22 protein-coding genes and 1 pseudogene are annotated in these 26,021 nt (G+C 59.2%); 10 read left to right on the top strand and 13 right to left on the bottom strand.

Annotated features, from left to right (window positions below; all coding sequences use genetic code 11):
• Positions 1 to 107 precede the first annotated feature (107 nt).
• Positions 108 to 2,228 (top strand): TonB-dependent siderophore receptor, encoded by a 2,121-nt coding sequence (locus tag PCPL58_RS12210; protein WP_083188376.1) that lies wholly within the window; start codon positions 108 to 110, stop codon positions 2,226 to 2,228.
• 58 nt (positions 2,229 to 2,286) lie between these two features.
• Here the strand turns inward: PCPL58_RS12210 and PCPL58_RS12205 are convergent, their stop codons facing one another.
• Entirely contained in the window at positions 2,287 to 2,808 is a 522-nt protein-coding gene (locus PCPL58_RS12205) for a DUF3237 domain-containing protein (RefSeq protein WP_003370392.1), read from the bottom strand.
• A gap of 184 nt (positions 2,809 to 2,992) precedes the next feature.
• On the opposite strand from PCPL58_RS12205, the gene PCPL58_RS12200 reads away from it, so the two are divergent.
• Positions 2,993 to 3,610: a TetR/AcrR family transcriptional regulator gene (locus PCPL58_RS12200; RefSeq protein WP_003370390.1), complete on the top strand. Its 618-nt coding sequence runs from the start codon at positions 2,993 to 2,995 to the stop codon at positions 3,608 to 3,610.
• A 93-nt stretch (positions 3,611 to 3,703) separates the two neighbouring features.
• Entirely contained in the window at positions 3,704 to 5,371 is a 1,668-nt protein-coding gene (locus PCPL58_RS12195) for a methyl-accepting chemotaxis protein (protein WP_414860607.1), read from the top strand.
• A gap of 86 nt (positions 5,372 to 5,457) precedes the next feature.
• On the opposite strand, the gene PCPL58_RS12190 is transcribed toward PCPL58_RS12195, so the two are convergent.
• The 4 genes and pseudogenes from PCPL58_RS12190 to PCPL58_RS12180 form a co-directional block, all read right to left on the bottom strand.
• Positions 5,458 to 6,339, bottom strand: a complete 882-nt coding sequence (locus PCPL58_RS12190) for a CAP domain-containing protein (protein ID WP_065349499.1) — start codon at positions 6,337 to 6,339, stop codon at positions 5,458 to 5,460.
• A 138-nt stretch (positions 6,340 to 6,477) separates the two neighbouring features.
• Positions 6,478 to 7,341: a methyl-accepting chemotaxis protein gene (locus PCPL58_RS32625; protein WP_404944166.1), complete on the bottom strand. Its 864-nt coding sequence runs from the start codon at positions 7,339 to 7,341 to the stop codon at positions 6,478 to 6,480.
• Positions 7,336 to 8,118: pseudogene (locus tag PCPL58_RS32620) on the bottom strand (MCP four helix bundle domain-containing protein); the annotation flags it as partial. The gene PCPL58_RS32625 and the pseudogene PCPL58_RS32620, both read right to left, overlap by 6 nt.
• A gap of 198 nt (positions 8,119 to 8,316) precedes the next feature.
• Positions 8,317 to 9,042: a GNAT family N-acetyltransferase gene (locus PCPL58_RS12180; protein ID WP_065349498.1), complete on the bottom strand. Its 726-nt coding sequence runs from the start codon at positions 9,040 to 9,042 to the stop codon at positions 8,317 to 8,319.
• Between the two features lie 574 nt (positions 9,043 to 9,616).
• Here PCPL58_RS12180 and katB point away from each other — a divergent pair.
• Both katB and PCPL58_RS12170 read left to right on the top strand, forming a co-directional pair.
• The gene (gene katB / locus PCPL58_RS12175) at positions 9,617 to 11,122 is read left to right on the top strand and encodes a catalase KatB (protein ID WP_003370364.1); all 1,506 of its coding nucleotides are present in this window, start codon (positions 9,617 to 9,619) and stop codon (positions 11,120 to 11,122) included.
• A 60-nt stretch (positions 11,123 to 11,182) separates the two neighbouring features.
• Positions 11,183 to 11,758 (top strand): ankyrin repeat domain-containing protein, encoded by a 576-nt coding sequence (locus PCPL58_RS12170; protein WP_003370362.1) that lies wholly within the window; start codon positions 11,183 to 11,185, stop codon positions 11,756 to 11,758.
• A 12-nt stretch (positions 11,759 to 11,770) separates the two neighbouring features.
• Here the strand turns inward: PCPL58_RS12170 and PCPL58_RS12165 are convergent, their stop codons facing one another.
• The 3 genes from PCPL58_RS12165 to PCPL58_RS12155 form a co-directional block, all read right to left on the bottom strand.
• Positions 11,771 to 13,885, bottom strand: a complete 2,115-nt coding sequence (locus tag PCPL58_RS12165) for a hybrid sensor histidine kinase/response regulator (RefSeq protein WP_065349497.1) — start codon at positions 13,883 to 13,885, stop codon at positions 11,771 to 11,773.
• 213 nt (positions 13,886 to 14,098) lie between these two features.
• On the bottom strand, positions 14,099 to 14,323 hold the full coding sequence (locus tag PCPL58_RS12160) for a DUF6434 domain-containing protein (protein WP_003370358.1): 225 nt from the start codon (positions 14,321 to 14,323) through the stop codon (positions 14,099 to 14,101).
• Positions 14,324 to 14,431: 108 nt separating this feature from the next.
• Positions 14,432 to 15,316 carry a LysR family transcriptional regulator gene (locus PCPL58_RS12155; RefSeq protein ID WP_003436246.1) on the bottom strand — a complete coding sequence of 295 codons (885 nt, stop codon included), beginning with the start codon at positions 15,314 to 15,316 and terminating at the stop codon, positions 14,432 to 14,434.
• Between the two features lie 99 nt (positions 15,317 to 15,415).
• Here PCPL58_RS12155 and PCPL58_RS12150 point away from each other — a divergent pair, with 99 nt between their 5' ends.
• Both PCPL58_RS12150 and PCPL58_RS12145 read left to right on the top strand, forming a co-directional pair.
• Complete coding sequence (locus tag PCPL58_RS12150; RefSeq protein WP_044308590.1) at positions 15,416 to 15,895, top strand: multidrug/biocide efflux PACE transporter; 480 nt, start codon at positions 15,416 to 15,418, stop codon at positions 15,893 to 15,895.
• 103 nt (positions 15,896 to 15,998) lie between these two features.
• The gene (locus PCPL58_RS12145; protein WP_065349496.1) at positions 15,999 to 16,832 is read left to right on the top strand and encodes a PhzF family phenazine biosynthesis protein; all 834 of its coding nucleotides are present in this window, start codon (positions 15,999 to 16,001) and stop codon (positions 16,830 to 16,832) included.
• A 6-nt stretch (positions 16,833 to 16,838) separates the two neighbouring features.
• Here the strand turns inward: PCPL58_RS12145 and PCPL58_RS12140 are convergent, their stop codons facing one another.
• On the bottom strand, positions 16,839 to 17,990 hold the full coding sequence (locus tag PCPL58_RS12140) for an MFS transporter (protein ID WP_003370349.1): 1,152 nt from the start codon (positions 17,988 to 17,990) through the stop codon (positions 16,839 to 16,841).
• Positions 17,991 to 18,214: 224 nt separating this feature from the next.
• Between PCPL58_RS12140 and rarD the strand changes: the two genes are divergently transcribed.
• Positions 18,215 to 19,099, top strand: coding sequence for an EamA family transporter RarD (gene rarD / locus PCPL58_RS12135; RefSeq protein WP_065349495.1), 885 nt, complete (start codon positions 18,215 to 18,217; stop codon positions 19,097 to 19,099).
• Between the two features lie 3 nt (positions 19,100 to 19,102).
• Here the strand turns inward: rarD and zapE are convergent, their stop codons facing one another.
• Positions 19,103 to 20,218: a cell division protein ZapE gene (zapE, locus tag PCPL58_RS12130; protein ID WP_065349494.1), complete on the bottom strand. Its 1,116-nt coding sequence runs from the start codon at positions 20,216 to 20,218 to the stop codon at positions 19,103 to 19,105.
• 87 nt (positions 20,219 to 20,305) lie between these two features.
• The gene (locus tag PCPL58_RS12125; RefSeq protein WP_003370343.1) at positions 20,306 to 21,751 is read right to left on the bottom strand and encodes a SulP family inorganic anion transporter; all 1,446 of its coding nucleotides are present in this window, start codon (positions 21,749 to 21,751) and stop codon (positions 20,306 to 20,308) included.
• 144 nt (positions 21,752 to 21,895) lie between these two features.
• On the opposite strand from PCPL58_RS12125, the gene ampC reads away from it, so the two are divergent.
• Positions 21,896 to 23,053: a class C beta-lactamase gene (ampC, locus tag PCPL58_RS12120; protein ID WP_065349493.1), complete on the top strand. Its 1,158-nt coding sequence runs from the start codon at positions 21,896 to 21,898 to the stop codon at positions 23,051 to 23,053.
• On the opposite strand, the gene ada is transcribed toward ampC, so the two are convergent.
• Positions 23,042 to 24,148: a bifunctional DNA-binding transcriptional regulator/O6-methylguanine-DNA methyltransferase Ada gene (ada, locus tag PCPL58_RS12115; RefSeq protein ID WP_065349492.1), complete on the bottom strand. Its 1,107-nt coding sequence runs from the start codon at positions 24,146 to 24,148 to the stop codon at positions 23,042 to 23,044. The two genes, ampC and ada, sit on opposite strands and share 12 nt — an antisense overlap.
• A gap of 69 nt (positions 24,149 to 24,217) precedes the next feature.
• Entirely contained in the window at positions 24,218 to 24,904 is a 687-nt protein-coding gene (locus PCPL58_RS12110; protein WP_065349491.1) for a DNA-3-methyladenine glycosylase family protein, read from the bottom strand.
• Positions 24,905 to 25,165: 261 nt separating this feature from the next.
• Here PCPL58_RS12110 and efeU point away from each other — a divergent pair, with 261 nt between their 5' ends.
• Positions 25,166 to 26,020 (top strand): iron uptake transporter permease EfeU, encoded by an 855-nt coding sequence (efeU, locus tag PCPL58_RS12105; protein ID WP_003370335.1) that lies wholly within the window; start codon positions 25,166 to 25,168, stop codon positions 26,018 to 26,020.
• Position 26,021: the final 1 nt, after the last annotated feature.

Genomic DNA, 26,021 nt, shown 5'->3' with positions numbered 1-26,021 from the left:
CTGTTTGCAGGGGGAAAGAAACCGGCAGGCGCCTCAATCATTTATTTACATGAGAATTAATATCAAATTACAATTATTGCTATTAACGTCCTAGCAGAGCATCTCCCTTGAGCACTTCCTTCCAATGCCCTCGCCGTCCCGGCACTTTTCTGCTGTCCGCGCTTTCTCTCGCGATGTTCTCCGGCGGTGCAGTGCATGCAGCCGAAACCGCAACGCTGCCTGCCACGCAGGTGTCGGCAACCGCGACCGAAACACAGGAAGGCTACAGCGCCAAAAGCGCCAGCACCGCGAGCAAGAGCGATGTACCGCTGAAGGAAGAAGCGCAGTCGGTCAACGTGGTGACACCGCAGACCATCGCCGACTACAACGTGCGCTCGCTGGACGATGCCATGAAGTTTGTCAGTGGCGTCAGCCAGGGCAACACGCTTGGCAACACCAAGGACTCGCTGGTCAAGCGCGGCTTTGGCACCAACGATGATGGCTCGGTGCTGCGTGACGGCGTGCGCTCGGTGGTGTCGAAAAATTTCGGCGCTACCACCGAACGCGTTGAAGTGCTCAAAGGCCCGGCCTCGCTGCTGTACGGAGCCATGGAGCCGGGTGGCGTGATCAACGTGATCAGCAAACAGCCGCAATACGCGCAAAGCACCACGCTCAGTGGCTCGGCGTACAGCGAAGGCGGCGGCAGCTTCGGCATCGACACCACCGGCCCGCTGGGCGACTCGGGGCTGGCCTACCGCTTGGTGGCCGAGCGTCAGAGCGAGGACTACTGGCGTAACTACGGCGTTGACCAGCACACGCTGGTCGCGCCGTCGCTGTCCTGGACGGGGGAGCGCGCCAGCCTGACGCTGGCTTACGAATACAACGATTACGTGAGCCCGTTCGATCGTGGCACGGTGTTCACGGGCGGTCATCCTGCCAATATCAGCTACGACAAGCGACTGGATGAAAAATGGTCCAATACAGTCGGCATCAGCGAAACCGCAACCGCGCGCTTCGAGTACCAGCTCAGCGATGACTGGAAAACCCGTCTGACCTACGGCTGGAACAACGACCGCTACAGCCTCTCGATTGCCCAGCCGAGTACGCTGTCCAGCAGCGGCGTGCTGCGGCGTCAGGCCAATGGCGGCCACTACGATTATGAAACGCGTTATGCCAGCTGGGACTTCATCGGCAAGCAGGAGCTGTTTGGCCAGCAACATGATCTGCTGATCGGTGCCGAACAGGAAGACTCCGACAAGTACCGCGGCAAGACCTATCGCAACACCGCCCAGAACGGCTTCAACATCTTTTCGCCCAGCTATGGCAGCCTGGCAGAGCCCAGCGTGATCAGCGCAGCGAACAGCAACCTGAGCAATCAACTGACTTCATCGTCCATTTACCTCAAGGATAACTGGCACCTCGATGACCGCTGGATTCTGGTCCTCGGCGGCCGCTATCAGCATTATGACCAGTACATCGCCCAAGGCCTCGGCGCCAGCCGCAACACTAACCTGGACAAAAATGACGATATATTCCTGCCGATGGCGGGCCTGGTATTCAAGGTCAATGAAGACCTGTCGCTGTACGGCAACTACAGCCGCTCCTTCGTCCCCAATGATGACGTTAACGATGACGGCACCACCTTCGACCCGGAAGAAGGTCGCAGTTACGAAGTCGGGGCCAAATATGCACTGGCACCGGAACTCGACTTCAACCTTGCGGTGTTCGATATCGAGAAGAAAAACGTCGTCACCCCTACTGGCGTGACGGGTGTCAGCGAAGCCGCTGGCAAGGTAGGTTCACAAGGCATCGAGCTGGACGTGACCGGTCGAATTGCCGAGCGCTGGGACATGATCGGCACTTACGCTTACACCCACACCGAAGTGCTGGATGATCCAAGCAACAAGGGCAATCGTCTTAGCCAGGCCCCCAAGCATACGGCCAGCCTGTACCTCACCCACCATCTGCAAGTCCCGTCCGGCCTGGGCGACTGGCACGCAGGTGGCGGCGCACGCTATGTGGGCGAACGTGCTGGCGACGATGCCAACACCTTCTATATGAGCAGCTACACAGTGGCGGATGCGTTTCTGCGCTGGGACGTGCCCATGGCCGGTTATAAAACACGCCTGCAGTTGAATGTGGATAACCTGTTCGACAAGCAGTACTACCCGTCCAGCACCGGCAGCCAGTTGCAGGTCAACGTGGGTGAACCGCGCACCGCGCGCCTGAGTGCCAGCGTCACGTTTTAAAAGGCTGTCGCGTAGCAGGCCTGCCCAGGCGTGCTACGCGGACATTCGCAGGGACTGATCAGAACTTCATTCGGTAAAAGCTGATCAGCGCTTCATTGCCATACAGGTATTCGAACCTGCCGATGAATGCGCTCTTCTCCAGCCACTCGTTAGGACCCAGAGAGACCTGAAAGCGCGGTGTACAGGTGCACTGATAATGGCCTTCGCTGATTGGCCATACTCCGTTCTGCAGGTCGTGCTGGCCCGCTTCGTCAACGAGTAAAGCGCCCCTGCTTTCAACGTTGATCATTTCACCCAACTGGGTGACCAGCGTGAAACGGGTTTCCAGAAAGGCAAGCTCGGATGACAACTCAACCAGCGTATTGCTACCGCCGGAGAGTACCGAGCCGCTGAAGTTTTCGCCGTAAAATTCCCCGCCCACTACATTGCTGTTGCTACGCAGCCCGTCACTGCAAATCCCCATGAGCACGGGAGCGTCGGTCTTCAGAATCACGGTCAGCATTTTTTCCAGCTGAGGAGCGGCTGCCGTATTACTACGAAAAGCACGTTTGACGGATTTGTTGAAGTCGATAATGGTCATAGAACTGTTCACTCCATCTTTGAATGGATTCGGGCAACGAATGGCCGGGTGCAGTCCATCGGCATTTATCTGCGCCTGCTTTTCCAGTAAGCTCCACGGAGTCTGCTGAAATCGTACCGAACGGTTCAGTTCCAGTCTAGAGAATTTTGCACACAATCTGCCCACTGGAGAATTGAGGATATGAATGAAGGTCCGTACTGAAGCTCGCCGCGAAGCCATCATTGATGCCGCAGCAAGTGTCTTCCTCGAAATGGGCTACGAGCGTGCCTCGATGAATGAAGTCACCAAACGAATGGGTGGCTCCAAGGCGACGATCTACAGTTACTTCCCCTCCAAGGAAGAACTGTTCATCGCCGTGGTTAACAGGCTCGCCACCGCTCATCTGGCCGACGCGGTTTCAGAGTTGGCGATCCAGGATGACAAACCGATCAATTTGAGAACACTGTTTACCCGTTTCGGGGAACGCATGCTCATGGTGCTCATCAATGACGACAAGGCACTGGCTGTCTATCGCATGGTAGTGGCCCAGTCAGGGCACTCGGACATCGGCATGATGTTTTACGAGTCCGGTCCCAGCCAGTGTTTGCAGACAGTCAGCTCACTGATGGCTCTGGCGATGCGAAAAGGCCAGTTGCGTGAAACCGATCCGCACATCGCCGCATTGCAGTTGACCTCGCTATTGACTGCCGAAACCGACATTCGTCTTTACCAGCAGGCGCCCATGCCGCTGAGTATCGAAGAAATTCACGCCATGGTCGAACGCGCGGTGGATACCTTCATGTTGGGTATGGAGAAACGTTGAGTCCGCATAACAGAACCAAGCGGTTTTGATAAAAGCCAATATTGCAACCCCTCTGAAACACTTTGTTACTCTTTTACGGCCAAGTTAATCCGAATGAGGGCGATACCTGATTACCCCTTCGGAGAAACACTTATGATCCTGCGAAAACTTAACCTGGCTGCTCGTTCGACGCTCTGTTTCGGCGTGTTCTGCCTGATGATCATTGCTTTGGGCTTGCTCGCCCTGCGTCAGGCCGCCGAGCTCAATGCTGCGGAAAAATTCATCGAGACCAATGTGCTTCCGAGCGTGAAACAGATCGCGTCGATTGATCGGGAGTTTGTCAGTATTCGGGGCAACAACGCCCGAGTGCGCAATCCGATTGAACCGCAGGATCGAAAGACCAAGGCGCTCAGCGATATCCAGCAGTCTCGCTCGCTGATCGCCGGCTATTTTGACGCCCTCGGCAAATTGATCGTGACTCCGCAAGGACGCCAGGCATTCGATGAATTGTCCCAGGCACAGGCCGGGTATCAGGTGGCACAGGATCGCTACCTGGCCTCGGTGGCCGCCGGCAATCTGGAAGCTGCAGTGGCAACCTCCAATGGCGAAATGAAAAGCGCGGCCGATCAGGTTGAAGCCGGACTGAAGAAACTCAGGACCGTCAACGACGCCAAAGCCGAGAAAGCCGGTGATACCGCTCAGACTGCCTATCAGCAGACGCTGTGGATGGTGGGTATTTTCATCGCCGTGGGCGTCATTACCACGCTGCTCCTTGCCTGGATGTACACCCGCAGCCTGACTGGCCCGATTGGCGATTCGTTGAGTATCGCGGAACGCATCGCCACCAATGATCTGAGCAAGGATATTCCGCAGCATGGCACTGATGAGGCGGCGAAACTGATTGCCGCACTTGCCACCATGCAGGCCAACCTGCGCAATGCCCTGACCCTGATCGGCGATTCCTCCACCCAGCTGGCTGCCACTTCCGAGGAAATGCATGCCGTCACGGAGGACGCATCGCGCACCATTCAGCGCCAGACCAACGAGATCGAAATGGCAGCCACGGCCGTTAACGAGATGAGCGCGGCGGTGGAAGAAGTGGCCAGTAATGCCGCATCGGCATCTGAGGTGACCTCGCAATCCAGCACTGCCGCCATGGCCGGACGCGCTCAGGTCGATGAGACCGTCACGGCGATCAACCTGATGGTCTCCAAGGTGCAGATTACGTCCACCGAGGTACAGGGCCTGGCCGTCATGGCGACGGATATCAGCAAGGTGCTGGATGTGATTCGGGCCATCGCCGAACAGACCAACCTGCTGGCACTCAACGCGGCCATCGAAGCAGCCCGCGCAGGTGAAGCCGGAAGGGGCTTTGCCGTGGTTGCGGACGAAGTCCGGGCACTTGCGCATCGTACTCAGCAATCGACCCGTGAAATCGAACAGATGGTCGGCTCGATTCAGACCGGCACCGGCAATGCTGTCAGCGCAATGGAGCAGACCAGCGTTCAGGCCCACAAGACGCTGGAGATGGCCAATGGTGCCGGCAAGGCGCTGCTCGAAATCACCGAATCCATCAGCCAGATCAATGAACGTAACCTGATGATTGCCACCGCAGCTGAAGAACAGGCTCAGGTCGCTCGAGAAGTAGACAGAAGCCTGGTCAGCATTCGTGATCTGTCCAGCCAGACGTCCGAGGGTTCCAATCAGACGGCCATCGCCACTGCCGAACTGTCGACCCTGGCTTCAAGCCTGAACCGTCTCACCAGGCAATTCCGCGTTTAAGCCCCTCTGCCGGGAAGCTCGCTTCCCGGCATCTCTCCTTCGAATGGTCTGCCCAGGCTTGTCAGCCACTGGCGCAGCGCTAGACGCTACTGCTGCGTGCCGAACATTGCCGTCCAGTAAATCCCTGCGTCACTTTTGGGGTCCATCGCGTAGGCTGCACCCAGCTCGCGGAAATCCGGATTCATCAGATTGGCGCAGTGGCCCGGGCTCAGCAGCCAGCCATCCACCACCTTGCGCGCACTGTCCTGACCGGCAGCAATGTTCTCGCCCACCTGCTGCCCCACATACCCGGCCAGTTCAGCGCGGTCGCCAGGCGTGCGGCCGTCACGATCCTTGTGGTCAAAAAAGTTTTGATTGGCCATCGCCTGGGAATGACGTTGCGCAGCGGTCCCCAGAACCAGGTTCCAGGCCAGCGGCGTGGTAGCGGCGAAGGATTGTGGGCCGCACTGACGTGCCTGAGTGCGGGCATTGTTAATCATTTCCAGAATCTTTTGCCCCTCTGTCTGCCAGTCGCCAAGACGCGACGCGACCAGCGAGCGCGCCAGCACGATACGCCAGTCTCGCCCTTCGCGGCTGACACCGATGTCGACGAACTGCGGGTCCAGCACCACGCGGCAGAAACTCTCCAGAACCGCCTTGAGTGCAGCCTCTGCATTGTTCGGACCGGACAGGCTTATCGCCTGCACAGTGACCATTGGGTAGGAAGCGCGCGTCAACGCCTGTTGCAGGTCCAGATTGCCACTGGCCGGCAGCACCAGACGCGCGTCGCTGGTCAGCGGCGGCAGTTCCGTGGACACCTGCTCGCCACAGCGCTGTGCCTGGCTGCGATAGGCATTGAGGGATTCGATCAGTTGCGTTTCGTCGCCAGCCAGCGCAGCACTGGCAAACACACCAGAGCACAACACGGCCAGAAAGGCTAACGACACTCGCGGGAGCGACAGGCGCAGAAAGTAATTAATGACAGGCATGAAAAGTCTCTCTCGGGCTGAGTCCGCCTATGATGCGCGAAATGACCCGGTCGGGCGCAACGCCTTTTTTATGCCTGACCGGAATTTCACCACCGATCGGGCCAGGACGTGCGCCAGACAATGCCTCTTGGGAGCGACTTACAGCTTGAAGTTGGCCACCAGTGAATTGAACGAGGTGGCCAGTCGCGACAGTTCCTGACTGGACGCGCTGGTCTGGTTGGCACCTGCAGCGCTCTGGGTCGACAGGTCCTGAATGTTGAGCAGATTGCGGTCCACCTCGCGAGCCACCTGGGCCTGCTCTTCCGAAGCAGAGGCAATGACCAGATTGCGCTCGTTGATGGTTGCAACACCCTGGGTGATTTTCTCCAGCGCCGCGCCCGCACGCTGGGCCAGTTCCTGCGTGTTGGTGGCGAGCGACAGGCTCTTGCCCATCGCCGCAACCGCGCCGTCAGCACCCGATTGCACGGTGCTGATCATGCCTTCGATTTCCACTGTCGATGCCTGGGTACGGTGCGCCAGAGCCCGAACCTCGTCAGCCACCACCGCAAAACCACGACCCTGTTCGCCAGCACGTGCAGCTTCAATGGCGGCGTTCAAGGCCAGCAGGTTGGTCTGCTCGGCGATACTGCGAATAACGTCAAGCACCTTGCTGATTTCCCGGACATGCCCGGCCAGCTCGGACACAGCGCCAGTGGATGCGGTGATCTCATGGACCATGGTGGTGATGCCCTTGACCGTGTGATCGACCTGGCCACGGCCATCGATGGCATCGTCTGTAGCAGACTTCGAAGCCTCAGACGTGGATACCGCGTTACGCGCCACTTCTTCCACTGCGGCAGTCATCTGATTGACGGCCGTTGCCGCCTGCTGGATTTCGTCGTTCTGGCGAGTCAGCCCGCGGGTGCTTTCATCGGTGACGGCACTCAGTTCTTCGGCAGCGGAAGCCAGCTGGTCCGAGGCACTGGCAATCTGTTGAATGGTGTTTTTCAGACCGCCCTGCATGTCGGACAGCGCGTTCAACAGTTGTCCGGCCTCATCGCCACTGTTGGAAACAATGGGCTGGGTCAGGTCACCGCCCGCAATGCGCTGAGCACTGGCGACTGCGACAGCCAAAGGACGGGTGATCATGCGGGTAATCAGCACGCCGAGCATGATGGCCACCAGAAAAGCAATCACCACGCCAATCTCCAGCATTAATACCGAACTGGCCTTCAGGTCGGCAGCAGCGGCTGCGCCTTCCTTGATCTGACGATTGTTGGAATCGATCATGATCCGCAGATAGCTGCGCACCTTGGTAAAGCTTTCCGAGGAAAGGCTATTCAACTGGGTCCGGGCAGCCTCGTAATTACCCGCCTTCATCAGGTCGACAACCTGTTGAGAGCCCGAAACGTACGCGGGCAGCATCAGTTCCAACTGGTCACCGGCGGCGCGCTCGTCATCTTCCAGAGGCGTGGCGCGGTAGATCGCAAACACTTTTTGCGCACGGGCCAGGTCATCACTCAACGCCTGACGAACTCGATCCTTGTCCGTTTCGGAAACACCGCCATCCTGCGCATCCAGCAAACGGTAAAGCCCGCGGTTGTGGGCGGTGAAGCTGGTCAGCGCTTCATTGGTGTTGCTGACCGAGACAAGGTTGTTGGAGAAGGTCAGCTCAAGGGCATTGGCCAGGCGTGTCACGCCCACCATACCCAAGGCGCCGACGGCCAGCGTAATCAATGCACAGATGATGAAAGCGGAGAGCAGCTTGGTGGAAAACTTGGACTGACGCAGGACGTTCATGGGGCTTACCTGTTGCTGAATGAGGAGTGATGTCAGTGCCGGAATGAGTTGATCAAACAGCGATGATGTCATAATGACTTCACCTCATTTGGATCGTTCCCGACCTCCTCGCTTTTTGATAGAAAAACTTTGACAAGTCGCAGATCTGCGACTACTGCCTTCTATCGGCACCGCCCCGTTCGCAAATCCTGTTCGTTATCAGTGCAGCCGCACGGTGTTTGACGCGCCGGCTGCCAGGCCATCATTGCCAAGACGTTGCTCGGCGAACGTTCTCGCTTCAAGAGTCATGCGGTCCAGATGGCGATCGCGTTGCTTCTCCGCATCGACCATCGCGCTTTTGCCGTGCTGTTTGAGCAGGTAAGCGTGGATCTGCCGCACTTCGACCGAGTTGTAGATGGGCGCGATATCCATGACCGCAAGCAGACCGTCAGTACCGTGATCACGCGTGTTCATGATGACCTGCGGACCACGCGCGCCCAGCACCTGAAAGCCCATTGCCTCGAAATACGCGACTTTGCCGACCACGCAATACAGCTCTGCGTGCGGATAGCGACTCGTCATTTTCTCCAGCATCGAGCGTGCGATGCCCTGACGGCGGTGGCTGTCGCGCACCGCCATGTAGGCTACGGCGCAGGCCTGCGGATCATCCTGCACAGGCAGATAGAGCAAAAACCCCAATACAGTTTCGGGGTCTTCATCGTCCAGCGCGACGATCAGCTCCACGGTCAGCTGCTGCGAACCGTCCATGGCATTCAGGTACAAATGCACCTCATACCCCACGCCGTACTGGTAAAGGTTGTACAGCGGGTTGCTTGGCGCGATCGCCACCAGACTGATGTCCGTCACGTAGTCGACGACCATCTGCTGGATCTGGCTACGGATGAATTCCGGCGGCGGGGTTTTCAGCAGCATGATCGTCGACATGGGACAAGGGGCTCCATTAATAGGTGTGTTTGTACGGGATGTGGCCACATGATAGCGCGTCGAGGCATTCAGGACCGATATTGTCATATTGCCAGCATGCTGCAGCGCGCCAACTTAGTTGCAACTTATACGATGATTTTAAAAAAAGAATATCAAATAGCCATCCACCCGAAAGACCATTGTAAGTATCGGTACGATCGTACCAGCACACACCACAGTCGCCAGTCTGTTACCAAATAATAAAGTTGATAATGATTCACATCTACCTGAGTAAGGGGATACAAGGAGGTTTAATGACTGTTGACATTCAATAAAAATCCAATTTTTTCAAAGGGATGCATAACTAGCAAAAAATGGAAATATAACTTGATTTACAGCGACCGAACGTGCAATCAACGCATCAGGCCAACTCGGTACAAACATCCGTTACCGGGTCCACCTTTTGTTCGAGTATTTATCTCAATCACCCCAATATATTTTTATAATCACCGCATTTCCCTCACGCGCCTAAGATTATCCGGCCTACTAAAAATATGAGGGATTCAAAATGCCGTTATTAAACTGGTCCAGACACATGGTGTGCCTGACTGCAGCCGGTCTGATTACTGTTCCGACCGTTTATGCAGCCGACACCCTGACCCGCGACAATGGCGCCGTCGTCGGCGACAATCAGAACTCTCAGACCGCAGGCGCCCAGGGCCCTGTCCTGCTGCAAGACGTTCAGTTGCTGCAAAAGCTGCAGCGCTTTGATCGCGAACGCATCCCCGAGCGCGTCGTGCATGCCCGCGGCACCGGCGTCAAAGGCGAATTTACGGCCTCTGCCGACATCAGTGATCTGAGCAAGGCGACCGTTTTCAAATCCGGTGAGAAGACGCCGGTATTTGTACGCTTCTCCTCCGTGGTTCACGGCAATCACTCGCCTGAAACCCTGCGCGACCCGCACGGCTTCGCCACCAAGTTCTACACGGCTGACGGTAACTGGGACCTGGTTGGCAACAACTTCCCGACGTTTTTCATTCGTGATGCCATCAAGTTCCCGGACATGGTCCACGCGTTCAAACCTGATCCACGTACCAACCTGGACAACGACTCGCGTCGCTTCGACTTCTTCTCCCACGTACCGGAAGCCACCCGTACGCTGACCCTGTTGTATTCGAACGAGGGCACCCCAGCAGGCTATCGCTTCATGGATGGCAACGGTGTACACGCCTACAAACTGGTCAATGCCAAGGGCGAAGTGCACTACGTCAAGTTCCACTGGAAATCCCTGCAGGGCATCAAGAACCTTGATCCCAAGGAAGTCGCTCAGGTCCAGTCCAAGGACTACAGCCACCTGACCAACGACCTGGTTGGTGCGATCAAAAAGGGTGACTTCCCGAAATGGGATTTGTACGTTCAGGTCCTGAAGCCTGAAGAGCTGGCGAAATTCGACTTCGATCCATTGGACGCCACCAAGATCTGGCCGGACGTTCCCGAGAAGAAGATCGGGCAGATGGTCTTGAACAAGAACGTCGATAACTTCTTCCAGGAAACCGAGCAGGTCGCCATGGCCCCGGCCAACCTGGTTCCAGGTATCGAACCTTCCGAAGACCGCCTGTTGCAAGGCCGTGTGTTCTCCTACGCTGACACCCAGATGTATCGCCTTGGCGCGAATGGTCTGAGCCTGCCTGTCAACCAGCCCAAGGTTGCGGTCAACAACGGTAATCAGGACGGTGCGCTGAACACTGGCCACACCACCAGCGGCGTCAACTATGAGCCGAGCCGTCTGGAACCTCGTCCAGCGGATGACAAGGCGCGCTACAGCGAACTGCCGCTCAGTGGCACTACCCAGCAGGCGAAGATCACGCGTGAGCAGAACTTCAAGCAGGCGGGTGATCTGTATCGCTCCTACAGCGCGAAAGAGAAGACTGACCTGGTGCAGAGCTTCGGCGAGTCGCTGGCCGACACCGATACTGAAAGCAAGAACATCATGCTGTCGTACCTGTACAAGGCAGATCCGGACTACGGCACTCGGGTAGCCGAAGTCGCCAAAGGCGATCTGAGCAAGGTCAAGTCCCTGGCTGCAAGCCTCAAGGACTGATGATCTGATACCCCGTCCCGGTGCTCAGTCGCCGGGACGGTTCCCGTCAGGAGAACGCCCATGAAGCATCTGATCTATGGCTTGCTGCTGTTCGCCGCAGCCGCGAACGCCACACCACCGACATCAACAACGACCCCCACTCCACCGCCCCCGGAGCTGACTGCCGAGCAGACGGCCAGCCAGCTGCGCACGCTGTTTTTCGACGCCTCCCGTGAAGGCAACAACCCGATGCTGGACACGTTTATCGAGGCTCATTACGACCTCAACATCCGCGATGAACAAGGCTATACCGGTTTGATTCTCGCGGCCTATCACGGCCATGAAGACTCGGTGATACGCCTGATAGATGCCGGAGCAGACCCTTGCGCCAAGGACAATCGCGGCAATACGGCGCTGATGGGTGCGATTTTCAAAGGTGAACTGAGCATCGCCAAGCGTCTGGTTCAGGCAGATTGCGGTGCGAACCTCACCAACAATGCCGGGCAGACCGCAGCCATGTACGCCGCCCTGTTCAAACGCACCGAAGTGCTCAAGGAGCTGACCGACAAGGGCGCAGACCTGAGCATTCGTGACAGCATGGGCAATGACGTGGAAGGCTTGTCCAAGGGTGAATTCCAGGCGCCGCCCACCCGCTGACGGCTGCTGGAATCAGTCTTCGCGCTCAATCATTTCGTAGATGCGGCTGGCAAACGCTTCCATGGTGAAGGGTTTGGTGAGCACCCACATCCCCGGATCCAGATGGCCGTTGCCAATGATGGCGTTCTCAGCGTACCCGGTGATGAACAGCACCTTGAGGTCGGGTCGAATGATGCGCGCGGCATCGGCCAATTGCCGGCCATTCATCCCCCCCGGCAACCCGACATCAGTCACCAGCAGGTCGATACGCGCATCAGACTCCAGCACCTTGAGCGCAGATGCGCCTTCGCCCGCCTCGATCGGAATGTAGCCCTGATCCTCCAGCACTTCAGCCACCAGCATGCGGATGGTCGGCTCATCGTCGACAATCATCACGGTGCGCTCGGTCTGCACAGGCGCCGATCCAGCAGCATCTGCAGCCTCGATCTCTTCCGGTGCCCCAACGTAATGACGCGGCAGGTAGAGACACATGTTCGTGCCCTGATCAGGCTCGGAATAGATACGCACCTGCCCGCCGGACTGGCGCACGAAACCGTACACCATCGATAAGCCCAGCCCCGTACCCTGCCCCAGTGGCTTGGTGGTAAAGAAAGGGTCGAAGGCCCGATTGATGACCTCGGGCGACATGCCTGTACCGGTGTCGCTGACACACAGCGACAGGTATTGCCCGGGGATCAGATCGCGGCTTTGTGAGCCGCGCTCGTCAATCCAGCGGTTGGCTGTCTCGATGGTAATTCGCCCGCCGCGCGGCATGGCGTCCCTGGCGTTGATGCACAGGTTCAACAAGGCATTTTCCAGCTGCGGTGCATCGATGAACGTTGACCACAACCCGACCGAGGTCACCACCTCCACAGTGATATGCGGCCCGACCGTGCGACGAATCAGCTCTTCCATGCCGATGACCAATCGGTTGACGTCGACCGGCTTGGGGTCAAGGGTCTGCCGGCGCGAAAACGCCAGCAATCGATGAGTCAGTGACGCCGCACGTTTGGAGGCATCCTGCGCAGCCCCTATGTAGCGGTCCAGTTCATTGAAACGGCCCTGGCTCACCCGTGTCTTGAGCAGTTCCAGCGAACCCGTGATGCCGGTCAACAGGTTGTTGAAGTCATGGGCGATACCGCCCGTCAACTGGCCTACGGCTTCCATCTTCTGGGACTGGCGCAAGGCTTCCTCAGCCTGGCTCAGGCGCTCCTGCTCGCGAAGCCGTTCGCTGACATCGTAGGCAAACAGGTAGGCCCCAATGGCCTGCCCCTGAGCATTGCGCAGCGTGCTGTAACGTATTTCAAAATGACTGGCCGGATCGTTCGAGTCACTGAAGCTGACACTTTCGGCGAACTCTTCGCCCGCCAACGCACGCGTCCAGCGCCGTTCAAGATCAGCCTTGCTCTGCGGCCGGTCGGCGAGCAGGTCGGCGAGCAGGTCGAGCATATTGTCACCCACCTGCGGCCGAACACCGAACAGACGCTCGAATTCGCGCAGGGCAGCGCCATTGATGGCCATCCAGCGAAAATTGCAGTCGACGACATGAATGAACGCATTGGTGCCGTTGACGACGTCGGCCAGCACATTACGCTCGGCCACCGCTTCGATAATGCGTGCTTCCAGAGTTTCGTTCAGTTGCTTGAGCGCCAGTTCAGCGCGTTTGCGTTCAGTGATGTCTTGAAACAACACCGCGACCTGCTTGCGGCTGGCCGGCTCGATGCGAAACGCGGTCAAGGCCAGATAGCGCCCTGTGGCCACCAGTTCGCGCTCGAAACGGATCGGCTTGCCGGTCCGCAACACGTCGCCGTAAAACTCCAGCCAGCCATCAGCCTCCTCGGGAACCATCTCGCGCAGCTTCTTGCCCACCACGTTGGAAATGCCGGCGTGGTACTCGTGGTACTCGTAGGCCGGGTTGGCTTCGACGTGAATGTAATCGCTCAGCGGACCGTGTGGACCGTCAAAGAACTCAATGATGCAAAAGCCTTCATCCATGGCGTTGAACAGAAAACGATAGCGCTCCTGGGATTGGGCCAGGGCGTATTCGGCCTCCCGACCGGTGACGCTCAGGCTCTCTTTAAGCGAGGCATTTTCCTGCTCCAGAGCCGCCAATCGGCTCTGGAGATGTTGTAAATCTGTCGGGGTCAAAGCGGCGGCACCTGAGGTATTGGTTGCGCCGCTTTCCCGTCATGCGGGGCGGCACGAGCACGCTACGAGAAAAACCGCTCGCATGCAAAAATAATGGCGTTTTGAGCTCAGAAATTCTGGTTTTTTTGACCCAGTCAGCGCGATAGGTACTTTTGTGAACAACATTCACGAGTACAGGGGCCACGCTGTACCGATCCCGATTGACCCGTGATATCAGTTCGACGCCGAAGCTGCGGCATGCAGGCGCAACCATTGGTCCGCGACTTGCCCCATGTTCTTGGGCTCGCCATTGTTGATCCATGCCATGAATGGCCGATCGAACCTGAACGACGCCCCGCACTGCCCGGTCATGAAACGCCTCACGTTCTGCGTGTTCCGATAAGTGTCATCCACTGGCGTATCACGCGTGATGAGGTCGGAGTGCCAATCGAAAGCCATGCCTGATTCCTTCTGCCGTCGGGTTGCAGGCACTCTTTATAGCGGGATTCTGTTGCAGTCGCGAGGTTGGAAGGGCTTGTGGCGTACAGGAATTCGCTTAAACCCGTCTCACTCTCCCGCGAACGGCACCAGCGACTCCAGCAGCCACGCGCCCGCAGGCCCCAGGCTGCGCTGGAATGACCAGATGACGTCCACCGCCGAGCGCCGCGGCCAACCGGAGACGTGCAGTTCTTTGAGCAGTCCGCCCGAATAGCGCGACACCAGCCAGCGCGGCAATGCCGACCAGCCAAAGCCGAACGCAGCCATGTCCATCAACAGCAGGTAATTAGGTGCCGACCAGTGCCGATGGCCGCTGGTGGGCAAGTCGTCGGTGGGGATGCTGTGCTCGATCAGCGTATTGAGGCGCAAGGCGCGATAGCGGGACAACTGTTGGTAATCGACCCGTTCCAGCGCGGCAAGCGGATGTTTGTGCGACACGAACAGACCGAAATCGGCACTTTCATCGATGGTCGCGTGACCGATTTCCGGTGGGTAGCTGGCTTGCGCCGACAGCAGCCCCAGCGACGCCCTCCCCGACTGCACCAGGCTGATGGCGTCGCCATGCTCGGCGAACACGCATTCCATCTCCAGCTCTGGAAAGCGTTGATCGAGTTCGGTCATCAGCCGCTCGAAATCAGCAAACTGGTTGGCATCCGACAGCACCAGCGTGAGCCGCGGCTCGACGCCTGCTGCAAGCCGCGCGGCAGCACGACGCAGCCGGTCCGAGGCGCACAGCAGATCATCGACACGGCCAAGCATCACCCTACCCGCTTCGGTCAGGACTGGTTGCCTGGAAGAACGGTCGAACAGCTCCAGCCCCAGGTCGATTTCCAGGCGGGCGATCGCCTCACTGATGGTCGATTGACTCTTGCCCAGACGGCGTGCGGCGGCGCTGAAAGAACCCAGCGCGGCAATCTGGGCGAAGGCTTCCAGGGCTTCTGGTGAATAACTCATGGCGCTCTCATATCGGTTTAACCGATGGTACTGATTTTCAGCTTAACGCAAACACCGATGATAATACTGCCATCCATCAGCACCAAGGACAGCGTAGTCATGAGTAACAACCAACCGCACACCGACCGGCAACCCGGCGTCGCCAGCAAAACCCTGCGTGAGCGGGCGCTGCATGCCGCGCTGTTCGAGATCGGCGGTGTGATTCTGGTCGCACCACTGCTGGCCTGGCTGATGGACCAATCGCTGGCGATGATGGGGGCCATGACGGTGATGATCTCGACCATCGCCATGTTGTGGAACATGACCTACAACGCGCTGTTCGACCGTCTACGCAACCGCTACGGATTTACCATGAACCTGACGGTACGCATCCTGCACGCAACGGGGTTCGAAGCCGGACTGATTCTGGCCGTGGTGCCGCTGGCCGCATGGTGGCTGACAATCAGCCTGATGGAAGCGTTCTGGCTGGACATCGGTCTGCTGCTGATGTTTCTGCCCTATACCCTGCTGTTCAACTGGGCCTACGACACACTGCGTGAACGCCTGATGCAGCGACGCCTGGCGAGGTGTGAGGTGTGACGCATCAGGCAGATGGATGCCGTACATCAAATGTTCTCACTGGATAATCAAATCCTCGCCATTGCACACTGTCCCCTACTGACCCAGGCAAGGACACCCTTCGATGACAACTGAAGTACTCAAACTGGCGGCGTTCAGCGATGGAGATCGCGGTGGCAACCCGGCAGGCGTATGGATCGGCGATGCGTTACCCGATGATGCCGTCATGCAACAGATTGCCGCCGACATCGGTTTTTCCGAAACGGCGTTCGCTGCGCCTGTCGAAGCCGGCTGGCGGGTGCGGTATTTCTCGCCGCTGGCAGAAGTACCGTTTTGCGGGCACGCCACCATCGCCCTGGGCGCAGCGCTGGCGGCACAGCAAGGCGATGGCGTGTATCAGCTGACACTCAATCAGGCGCAGATTACTGTCGAAGGCCATGCGCAGGGCTCGCTGACGTCGGCGGCGCTGCAATCGCCGCCCACGTTCAGCACGCCGATCAGCGCGCTGTTGCTGGAAGAAGCCCTGGCGCTATTCGGCTATAACCATGCCGATCTGGATGAGCGCATCAGCCCCGCGCATGTCAATGGCGGTGCCGGGCACCTGCTGCTGGCGCTGAACAGCCGGGCCAGGCTCAAGGCCATGCGCTATGACCAACAAGCGGGGCACGACCTGATGGTCCGTGAAGGCTGGGCGACGATTTTGCTGGCGTGGGCCGAGACCGATCAGTTGTTCCACACCCGCAACCCGTTTGCGTTCGGTGGCTTTTATGAGGACCCGGCCACCGGAGCGGCCACGGCGGCACTGGGCGGCTATCTGCGCGATATCGACTGGCCGCATGGCGGTTTGATAGACATTATTCAGGGCGAGGACATGGGCAGCCCGTCGCGCCTGCGCGCCGAAATCCCGCAGCAACGGGGAAGCTCGATCCGGGTGTCGGGGATGGCGCGCAGGTTGTAGCGGGGATCAGGTCCTGAGTTTGCTGCCGCCTATCGCCACGCCCAGAAGCATCACGGCAACGACCATGAACGCCAGTTCAAGGCTGCTGACATGGGCGATGAAACCGATTGCCGCAGGACCGATCAGAATCCCGGCATAACCGACTGTGGTAATCGCCGGGATGGCCACGCTTTCGGGCATGGTCTTCTGCCGACCGACCGCGCTGTAGCACACCGGCACGATGTTCGAGCAACCCGCGCCTACCAATGCATACCCCAGCAGCGCCGCCTGCCAGACCGGGATCAATGTCGCGACGGCCAGACCCGCTGCGGCACACAGTCCGCCAAGAATGATCACCCGATTGGAGCCCACCCGCTTTACCACCGCATCGCCAAACAACCGCCCCAGGGTCATGGTCGCGGCGAATACCGCATAGCCCAGCCCGGCATACGCCGCTTCGACACCACGCAACGAGGTCAGGAATACCGCGCTCCAGTCGAGCATCGCGCCTTCGGCCAGAAATACGGTGAAGCACAGCAGGCCGATGAACAGCACCACGCCACGCGGGATGGCAAAGGCTGGCCCATCGGCCGGACTGCCGTAAGGCAACAGATTCGGCGCCGCTTTGGCCAGCGCAACCAACGTCAGAAATACCACGATCAGCATCGCCGTGAACGGCGAGATGCCCAGACTGAGCAAGCCGGCGACACCCGCGGCACCGACAATCCCGCCGAGGCTGAACAGGCCGTGGAAGCCCGACATCATGGTCTTGCCGCTGGCGCGCTCGACGATCACCGCCTGCACGTTGGCCGTGCAATCCACCCCGCCCATGCTCGCGCCAAACAGAAACAGCGTGGCGATCAATAGCGGCAGACTGGAAATCGTCGCCAGCAGCGGCAGACACAGGCAGATCAGCAGCGTCGAACAGACCAGCAGGCGCCGACAGCCTAACCGTGCCGCCAGTGCTCCCGCCAACGGCATCGAAATGATCGAGCCCACCCCCAGACACAGCAACAAGAGCCCGAGCGTGCCCTCATCGAGGCCCATCCGCTGTTTGACGTAAGGCACCAGCGGCGCCCACGAGGCGACACTGAAACCGGCAATGAAAAACGCGATACGCGTCGAAGACTGCTCCGCCCGAGCCTTGGCATCCTGGGCTGCGGTGCTGAAAGAGGTCATGCATGCTCCTTGTAATTTGCCGAGTACGGTCACGCCGGCCAGCGCGACAGCCTAACAAAGCTGATCGATTAGCCAAAACCTCTGATGCACTTGCACGAGGCTCGTTCCATCGTCGTGCAATGGCCGTCCGATTTGCAGCTTTTTGCACCTCAGGCCAGTAGACTGACGACCACGCGCACCAGACAGGTGCGTAATCTGTCGAATCAGCTGTCGCGGAGGCCGTTGTGTACAAAGGTGTGGTGCTGTCGGTCCTGGCGTCAACGCTGTTTGGGGTCATGTATTTTTATACGTCACTGATGACCCCGCTCGACGGTGAAGAGATCTTCGGCTGGCGCATGCTGCTCACCGTGCCATGCGCGACGCTGTTCATGCTGGTCAGCGGTGACTGGCGGCGAGTCCGCGAAGTGGCTGTCCGGCTCAGGCAGCAACCGCTGCTGATCTTCGCGCTGCTGCTGTCTTCGGTGCTGCTCGGTGCGCAGTTGCTGATCTTCATGTGGGCACCGTTGCACGGGCGCAGTCTGGAGGTATCGCTGGGCTATTTCCTGCTGCCGCTGAGCATGATTCTCACTGGCCGCGTGGTATACGGCGAGCACCTCTCCTACCTGCAGAAAGTCGCTGCGGTGTTTGCCATGATCGGCGTGGCGCATGAGCTGTGGAGGCTGGGCAGTTTCTCCTGGGAAACCCTGCTGGTCGCGGGCGGCTATCCCCTTTACTTCGTGCTGCGTCGCAAGCTCAGGACCAATCACCTCGGCGGGCTCTGGTTCGACATGCTGCTGATGCTGCCCATCGGACTGTGGTTCATCGCCAACGGTCATCCTCAGGCCATTCAGCAGGCACCGCTGTTGTACCTGCTGATTCCGCTGCTCGGGGTGATCAGTGCCTCGGCGCTGGTCAGCTACATCCTTGCCAGCCGCCTGCTGCCGTTCAGCCTGTTCGGGCTGCTCAGTTATGTCGAGCCGGTGCTGCTGGTCGGCGTCGCCCTGCTGCTCGGCGAGAGCATCGGTCGCGAGGAATGGCTGACGTACCTGCCGATCTGGATGGCCGTCGTGGTACTGATGATCGAAGGCGCCAAGCATATGCTGGCCCAGCGACGCCGGGATGCGAGCTGAGCGTCAAGACTCGGTGAAACGCTCCAACTGCATTTCCTGAAGTCGACTGAGGGTGCGCCGGAAGGCAAACGACAGATAGCCCTCGGTGTACAGCTCGTCCATCGGCACCGGCGCTTCGACATACAGCGGAATGCGCCGGTCATAGCACTCGTCGACCAGCGCGATGAAGCGTCGCACGCCATCATCGTTGGGCGACAACTGCGGCAGCTCGCGATCGCCTGCGCTCACCTGCTCGACGCCATCCTCGGTGCCGCGGGCGATTTTCGCTTCGCGCTGTGCTGCCCCCAGCAGCGGCACCTCGCTGAGCAGAATCACCGAAAAGCGATCGCACAGGGCGATGAAATCCATGGCCGCCAGCGGCTGTTCGCAAAGGTCGCGGTAACGGCACCACACGGCGGTGTCGGAATGCTGAACCACGTTGATGCTGCGATAACCGAGCATGACCTGCGAGTCGTGAACCGGCTGATCCGCGCTCAACGCTTCGAAGATGCCCTGCAGGGCGCTGGGTCGACCGGCTTCGGCAATCCAGTAGCGCTGATGCAGTTGCCCGGGGTGCAGTCGGTGATCCTCGCCGCCGTCGACCGCCACGACATCCATGTACTTGAGAATGGCCGCAACCGCTGGCAGGAAGCGCTCGCGATTATGGCCGTGACTGTATAACTGCTCCGGTGGCTGGTTGGACGTGCAGACCAGCACCACGCCCTCCTCGAACATGACCTGCAGCAGCCCGCCCAGGATCACTGCGTCGCCAATATCGGTGACGAACAGCTCATCGAAACACATCACCCGCACGTCACGCGCCAGCTCCCTGGCAACCACGGTCAGCGGCTGGGAGGTGCCCATCAACTCGAACATGCGTTTATGCACCCAACGCATGAAGTGATGAAAATGCTGACGCCGGGCCGGTACGCTCAGGCTTTCGAAAAAGCGGTCCATCAGCCAGGTTTTGCCACGCCCGACCGGCCCCCACAAATAAACGCCCCGGGCCCGACCTCGAGCGTCGGCCAGCCCCTCGTAACACACCTGCAATTGCCGGGCGGCCTGCAACTGCGCCTGATCGGGTTGAAAACCACGCTGGACGGCACGTTCGTAGGCTTGCAGAGGAGAGACAGCATCCATCAGGCACACACCCTTCGCTATCGGAGAAAAGACATCCAGCCTATACGAGGCTGCGCCGCGCAACGCAACTCATCAACTCAACTCAACTCAGGCATGCTGCACGCCGGCACGCTTGAGCAGTCGCTTGCAGCGCTCGGACAGGTGGACCACACGCAGGTGCTTGCCCGCCTTGGCGTAGCGTTCGCGCAGGGTTTTGAGCGCAGCGATGGCCGAGTAATCGACAAAGCTCAGGTGGCGGCAATCCAGTGTCACCTGCGCCGGGTCTTCGGCCGGGTTGAACTGGTCGAGAAACGGTGTGGTCGAGGCGAAGAACAGCGTGCCATGCAGGTGGTAGACCTTGCTGCCGTCGGCTTCGACATGGCTGTCGGCGTACAGCTCACGAGCCTGCTGCCAGGCGAAGTTGATCGCCGCGATAATGATCCCGAACAGCACTGCAGTGGCCAGATCGGTCAGCACCGTGACCACCGTCACGGCAATGATCGCCAGCACATCGTTGACCGGCACCTTGCGCAGCACACGCAGCGAGGCCCAGGCGAAAGTCTGTTGAGCGACCACGAACATCACCCCGACCAACGCCGCCAATGGAATGCGCTCGATCAACGGTGAGAGGAACAGCACGAACATCAGGATCATCAAACCTGCAACCACGCCCGACAGACGACCACGGCCGCCAGAACTCAGGTTGATGACGGTCTGGCCGATCATCGCGCAGCCGCCCATGCCGCCGAAGGCACCGGAGACCACGTTGGCAGCGCCCAGCGCTACGCACTCACGATCCGGATAGCCACGGGTTTCGGTGATCTCGTCGGTCAGGTTCAGAGTCAGCAGGGTTTCCAGCAGACCGACCAGCGCCATCAGAATGGCGTAAGGCGCAATGATGCGCAGCGTCTCCAGATTCCACGGGATGTCCGGCATGGCGAATACCGGCAAGCCACCGGCAATGTGCGCCATGTCGCCCAGGGTGCGGGTCGGCAGGCCGAGCAGGTAGACCGCCAGCCCGACGCTGAGGATCGCCACCAGCGCTGGCGGCGCAATGCGGGTCAGGCGTGGCAACAGATAGACAATCGCCATGGTCAGCGCCACCAGCCCGAGCATCACGTACAGCGGCGTACCGCTGAGCCATGACTCACCCACCTTGAAGTGCTCCAGTTGCGCCATCGCGATGACGATTGCCAGGCCGTTGACGAAGCCCAGCATCACCGGATACGGCACCAGTCGCACCAGTTTGCCGAGCCGCAGCAAGCCGAACAGGATCATGATCAGGCCACCCAGCAATACGGTCGCCAGTAAATACTGCACACCCTGCTGCACCACCAGCGCGACGATCACCACCGCCATGGAACCGGCCGCGCCGGACACCATGCCCGGACGCCCGCCGAACAGCGCAGTCAGGGTACAGATGATGAACGCACCGTAAAGCCCCATCAGCGGATTGAGATGAGCCACCAGCGCAAAGGCGATGCACTCGGGCACCAATGCAAAAGATGTGGTGAGGCCTGCCAGGACTTCGGCACGTATACGGATCGTTTTCATGGGTTACCTGAGCGGCGCTCCGTGGAAGAAGCGCAAAAAAGTGGGCATATTACGCAAACCTTTGACGACCGACCACCACGGAGGGGCTCCCAGGAAGGCTCTCTGATGATCGGCCCATGCCCCAAAACAACAAGGAATAACCCAATGCAATGGAATGGAACGCTGCTCTGCACAGGACTTCTGCTGGCCAGTGCGGTGGCTGTTGCAGACGACGACACCGTGGCTGTCGACGCATTCGTGCAGGCAGAAGCCAGCAAAGTGATGCAGGAAAATCATATCGCGGGCCTGTCGATCGCCGTCACTCACCAGGGCAAACAGCAGCTCTACGCCTACGGCGTCGCGTCAAAAGCCACTGGCCAGCCAGTCACCCGCGATACGCTGTTTGAACTTGGCTCGATCAGCAAGACCTTCACCGCCACCCTCGCTACCTGGGCACAGGCCAATGGGCAGCTGTCGCTGACGCAAAGCATCGACAGCTATATTCCGCAGTTGCAGGCTACGCGACTGGGCAAGGTGCCGGTTTTCCATCTGGGCACTCACACGGCTGGCGGCTTCCCGCTTCAGGTGCCGGATAAAGTGCACAACACCCTTCAGTTAATGGAATATTTCAAGGCGTGGCAGCCCGAATATCTATCCGGCACCCATCGCACCTACGCCAACCCCAGTGTGGGCCTGCTCGGCATGGTTGCGGCGCGCAGCATGAAGCTGCCGTATGAAACAGCCCTGCAGCAGCGGCTGTTTCCAGCGCTGGGTCTGAGTAATACCTATATCAACGTGCCCGATGAAAAACAGGCGCTGTATGCGCAGGGCTACAACAAGCTCGACGAGCCGGTCAGGGTCAATCCAGGTCCGCTGGCGGCGCAAGCCTATGGCGTGAAATCGAGTGCCCGGGACGTACTCCGTTTTATCGAAGCGAACATCAGCCTCGGTCAAAACGACGCCGCACTGCAAAAAGCCCTGCGCGATACAAGGACCGGCTATTTCAAGGTCGGCGGCATGACTCAGGACCTGATCTGGGAACAGTATCCGCTGCCGGTGCGTCTGGAGACGCTGCTTGAGGGCAATGCCAGCGCCATGCTGAACACGGTCAAAGCCGAAATGATCGAGCCGCCGCAGGCAGCGCAATCTTCGGTCTGGGTCAACAAAACCGGATCAACCAACGGTTTCGGTGGCTATGTGGCGTTCATTCCGGAGCAGCAGCTGGGGATTGCCATCCTCGCCAACAAAAACTACCCGAACGAGGAGCGGGTGAAACTGGCCTATCGAATTCTGCAGAAAATGGGCTGCTGCTCAACGCTCTGAAAACAGCCCTGCCTGCTCGGCCGCTTCGAGTTCAAGCAGCTTGCGCTTGCGCTCGACGCCCCAGCGATAGCCCGACAGCGATCCATCGCTGCGCACCACCCGGTGACAGGGAATGGCCACCGCAAGCTTGTTCGCACCGCAGGCGTTGGCAACCGCACGGACTGCACTGGGCAGTCCTATCTGCGCCGCGATCTGCGTGTAGGTGGCCGTCGATCCAGCGGGAATGTCCCTGAGCGCCTGCCAGACCCGCTCCTGAAACACCGTGCCGCGGATATCCAGTGGCAGCGCCAGGCCGGTCGCGGGTGATTCGACAAAACCCACGACCTCGGCAACCAGTTGTTCGAACGCTGCGTCTGCACCGATCAGGTTGGCGTTGGGAAACTGGTCCTGGAAAGCTTCGATCAGCGCATGCGGGTCATCACCGAGCGAAATCGCACAGATACCCTTGCTGCTGGTGGCCACCAGAATCGAACCCAGCGAACTTTCACCCAGGGCGAACCTGATATCGACATTGGCGCCGCCCGCGCGGTATTCAGAAGGTTTCATGCCGAGCATGTTCTGCGAAGCCTCATAGAAACGACTGTTGGAGTGGTAGCCCGCCTCGTACAACGCACGGGTAATGCTTACGTCCTCTGAGAGCTGAGTTTTCACCCGCGAGCGTAACGAGGCGACGCTGTAGGTCCTGGGCGTCAGCCCGGTCAGCCTTTTGAAAATACGGTGGAAATGAAAACCGCTCATCCCGACCTGCTCGGCGAGCTCGGTCAGATTGGGCATCGATTCGGCGGAATCGATCAGTCTGCAGGCCTGGGCAACGACTTCTGCGTATCTGAGTTGCAGCGCATTCGGGTCGCCGGCATTGCGCAGGGACGGGCGAAACCCGGCAGCCTCGGCGTCGCGCGCACTGTCAAAAAACACCACGTTCTCCGGACGCGGAAGGCGTGTCGGGCTGCAAGGGTTGCAATAGATGCCGGTGGTCAGCACGCCATAAACGAAGTCAGCGCCAGCGTGTGAACGCCGATTGACCAGAATGTCCCAGCGCGGGTCGTCTTCAGTGCGCGGGGCGCGTGCCGGTTGGGTGCGTTCTGTGCTGTCCATGGTCGAGCCTGCCTTGAGTTTCGATAAGCCTGCGCCTGTCAGGGCCACCGGGCACTCCGACTCTTGCTTTCAAATTCGAGATGAGCCGTTTTCGCTGAAATCGGCCGGCACTCGCCACAGATACCAGGCAGCAATGGTTCGGTAAGGCGCGAAGCGCTCGGCAAGCCGGGCCATTTGCCGGTGCGACGGTTTGAGTTCCAGAGCATACAGTCGCCGGTAGCCTTCGCACACGCCGAAGTCGCTGGCGGGCATCACATCCAGCTGACCGAGCCCGTAAATGAGCATCATCTCCACGGTCCAGCGCCCCACACCAGGCAGTTGGATCAGGCGTTCGACCAGCGCTTCGTTGCCCATGGCCAGCGCCGCACTGACCTCAGGCACCAGACCGTCCACTCGCGCAGCGGCAATCGCCTTGATCGCCCGGCATTTGGACGCCGAGAACCCACAAGAGCGCAGTGCCTGATCATCCAGCTCGACCAGTGCCTGCGCCCCCGGGAAGCTGTCATCCACAAAAAGCGTACGCAACCTCATGACCATCGCATCGCCTGCCCTGGCATGCAATTGCTGGTAGGCGACGGCCTTGACCAGCGCCTGAAACGGGTCCTGCGCCGCACTGACCGGGTGCAGACAGGGGCCGACCTGGTCAATCAGCGACTGCCATTGCGGGTCTATGGACCTGAGCGCAGCGACCGCCTCGGCATGCCTGCGGTCAGCGCTGGCATGCCTGCGGTCAGCGCTGTCTGATTCTGATGACATGATGATTTCCGGAATAAAGCGGTCAGAGGGGCAACCACGGTTTACAGGGGTGTTGAAAATGATCGCTGATTTCCGAAGACCGCGGAACGTTCAGAAAACCGTGATCGATTAGCTGAACCTGACCTGAACGACTTTTCAAAAACGCAATCCCGATAAAAAACAACTACACGCATTCAAGAATGAGTATCATTATGTTACGCAGTGTTTCCGGCCTACGACATGCCGAGACACCTTCACCCTACAGCTTTGACTCGGTGAGATATGCTCGTTCCCTTTTTGATCATGCTGCGCGAAGGCATCGAAGCCGCGCTTATCGTTGGCATTATCGCCAGTTACCTGAAGCAGACCGGCCGCGGCGAGTGGATGCCTGCGGTGTGGATCGGCGTATTTCTGGCCGCCGCGCTCTCGCTGTTCGTCGGTGGCGGGCTTGAGTTGATGAGCGCCGAGTTCCCACAAAAGCAGCAGGAACTGTTCGAAGGGATCGTCGGCCTGATCGCGGTCGGCATTCTCAGCTCCATGGTGTTCTGGATGCGCAAGGTCGCGCGGTCGATCAAGCATGCGCTGCACGAATCACTTGACGCGGCCCTCACCGGCTCGAAAAACCAGACCTACGCGCTGATCGCCATGGTGTTTTTTGCCGTGGCCCGCGAAGGGCTGGAAACCGTATTCTTTCTGCTCGCCGTGTTCCAGCAGAGCGAAGGCTCCGGCGCGCCATTGGGTGCGCTGCTCGGCCTATTGCTGGCGGTCGGTTTCGGCGTAGCCATCTACAGCGGCAGCATGCGTTTGAACCTGAGCCTGTTTTTCCGCTGGACCGGTTTGTTCATTCTGGTGGTAGCGGCGGGCATTCTCGCCAACTCCGTTCAGGCACTGCATGAAGCTGGTGTATGGAATCACCTGCAGGAGGTGGTCTTCGACATCAGTGCGCTGCTGCCGATGGACGGCCCTGCCGGTTCGGTACTGGCGGGCATGTTCGGTTATCAGGACGCGCCGACGGTCAGCACCCTGAGTGCCTACCTGATTTACCTGATCGGGGCACTGCTGCTGTTCTTCAAGCCGCACACCCCGACGACTGGCAAGGTCATGCAGCCAAACACATCTTCTGTTACGAACGAATAAG

Source organism: Pseudomonas cerasi (genome assembly GCF_900074915.1).
Lineage (GTDB): Bacteria > Pseudomonadota > Gammaproteobacteria > Pseudomonadales > Pseudomonadaceae > Aquipseudomonas > Aquipseudomonas cerasi.
This window is presented reverse-complemented; position numbering and strand designations above follow the sequence as displayed.

Bases quoted from the DNA above. Each gene is read 5' to 3' on its own strand.
- PCPL58_RS12205 (WP_003370392.1), bottom strand. From the start codon at position 2,808: ATGACCATTATCGACTTCAACAAATCCGTCAAACGTGCTTTTCGTAGT.
- PCPL58_RS12155 (WP_003436246.1), bottom strand. From the start codon at position 15,316: ATGAGTTATTCACCAGAAGCCCTGGAAGCCTTCGCCCAGATTGCCGCG.
- PCPL58_RS12180 (WP_065349498.1), bottom strand. From the start codon at position 9,042: ATGTCGACGATCATGCTGCTGAAAACCCCGCCGCCGGAATTCATCCGT.
- PCPL58_RS12170 (WP_003370362.1), top strand. From the start codon at position 11,183: ATGAAGCATCTGATCTATGGCTTGCTGCTGTTCGCCGCAGCCGCGAAC.
- PCPL58_RS12140 (WP_003370349.1), bottom strand. From the start codon at position 17,990: ATGACCTCTTTCAGCACCGCAGCCCAGGATGCCAAGGCTCGGGCGGAG.
- PCPL58_RS12190 (WP_065349499.1), bottom strand. From the start codon at position 6,339: ATGCCTGTCATTAATTACTTTCTGCGCCTGTCGCTCCCGCGAGTGTCG.
- efeU (WP_003370335.1), top strand. From the start codon at position 25,166: ATGCTCGTTCCCTTTTTGATCATGCTGCGCGAAGGCATCGAAGCCGCG.
- PCPL58_RS12200 (WP_003370390.1), top strand. From the start codon at position 2,993: ATGAAGGTCCGTACTGAAGCTCGCCGCGAAGCCATCATTGATGCCGCA.
- PCPL58_RS12195 (WP_414860607.1), top strand. From the start codon at position 3,704: ATGAGGGCGATACCTGATTACCCCTTCGGAGAAACACTTATGATCCTG.
- PCPL58_RS12125 (WP_003370343.1), bottom strand. From the start codon at position 21,751: ATGAAAACGATCCGTATACGTGCCGAAGTCCTGGCAGGCCTCACCACA.
- PCPL58_RS12160 (WP_003370358.1), bottom strand. From the start codon at position 14,323: ATGGCTTTCGATTGGCACTCCGACCTCATCACGCGTGATACGCCAGTG.
- ampC (WP_065349493.1), top strand. From the start codon at position 21,896: ATGCAATGGAATGGAACGCTGCTCTGCACAGGACTTCTGCTGGCCAGT.
- ada (WP_065349492.1), bottom strand. From the start codon at position 24,148: ATGGACAGCACAGAACGCACCCAACCGGCACGCGCCCCGCGCACTGAA.
- PCPL58_RS12145 (WP_065349496.1), top strand. From the start codon at position 15,999: ATGACAACTGAAGTACTCAAACTGGCGGCGTTCAGCGATGGAGATCGC.
- zapE (WP_065349494.1), bottom strand. From the start codon at position 20,218: ATGGATGCTGTCTCTCCTCTGCAAGCCTACGAACGTGCCGTCCAGCGT.
- PCPL58_RS12150 (WP_044308590.1), top strand. From the start codon at position 15,416: ATGAGTAACAACCAACCGCACACCGACCGGCAACCCGGCGTCGCCAGC.
- PCPL58_RS32625 (WP_404944166.1), bottom strand. From the start codon at position 7,341: ATGCAGGGCGGTCTGAAAAACACCATTCAACAGATTGCCAGTGCCTCG.
- katB (WP_003370364.1), top strand. From the start codon at position 9,617: ATGGTGTGCCTGACTGCAGCCGGTCTGATTACTGTTCCGACCGTTTAT.
- PCPL58_RS12110 (WP_065349491.1), bottom strand. From the start codon at position 24,904: ATGTCATCAGAATCAGACAGCGCTGACCGCAGGCATGCCAGCGCTGAC.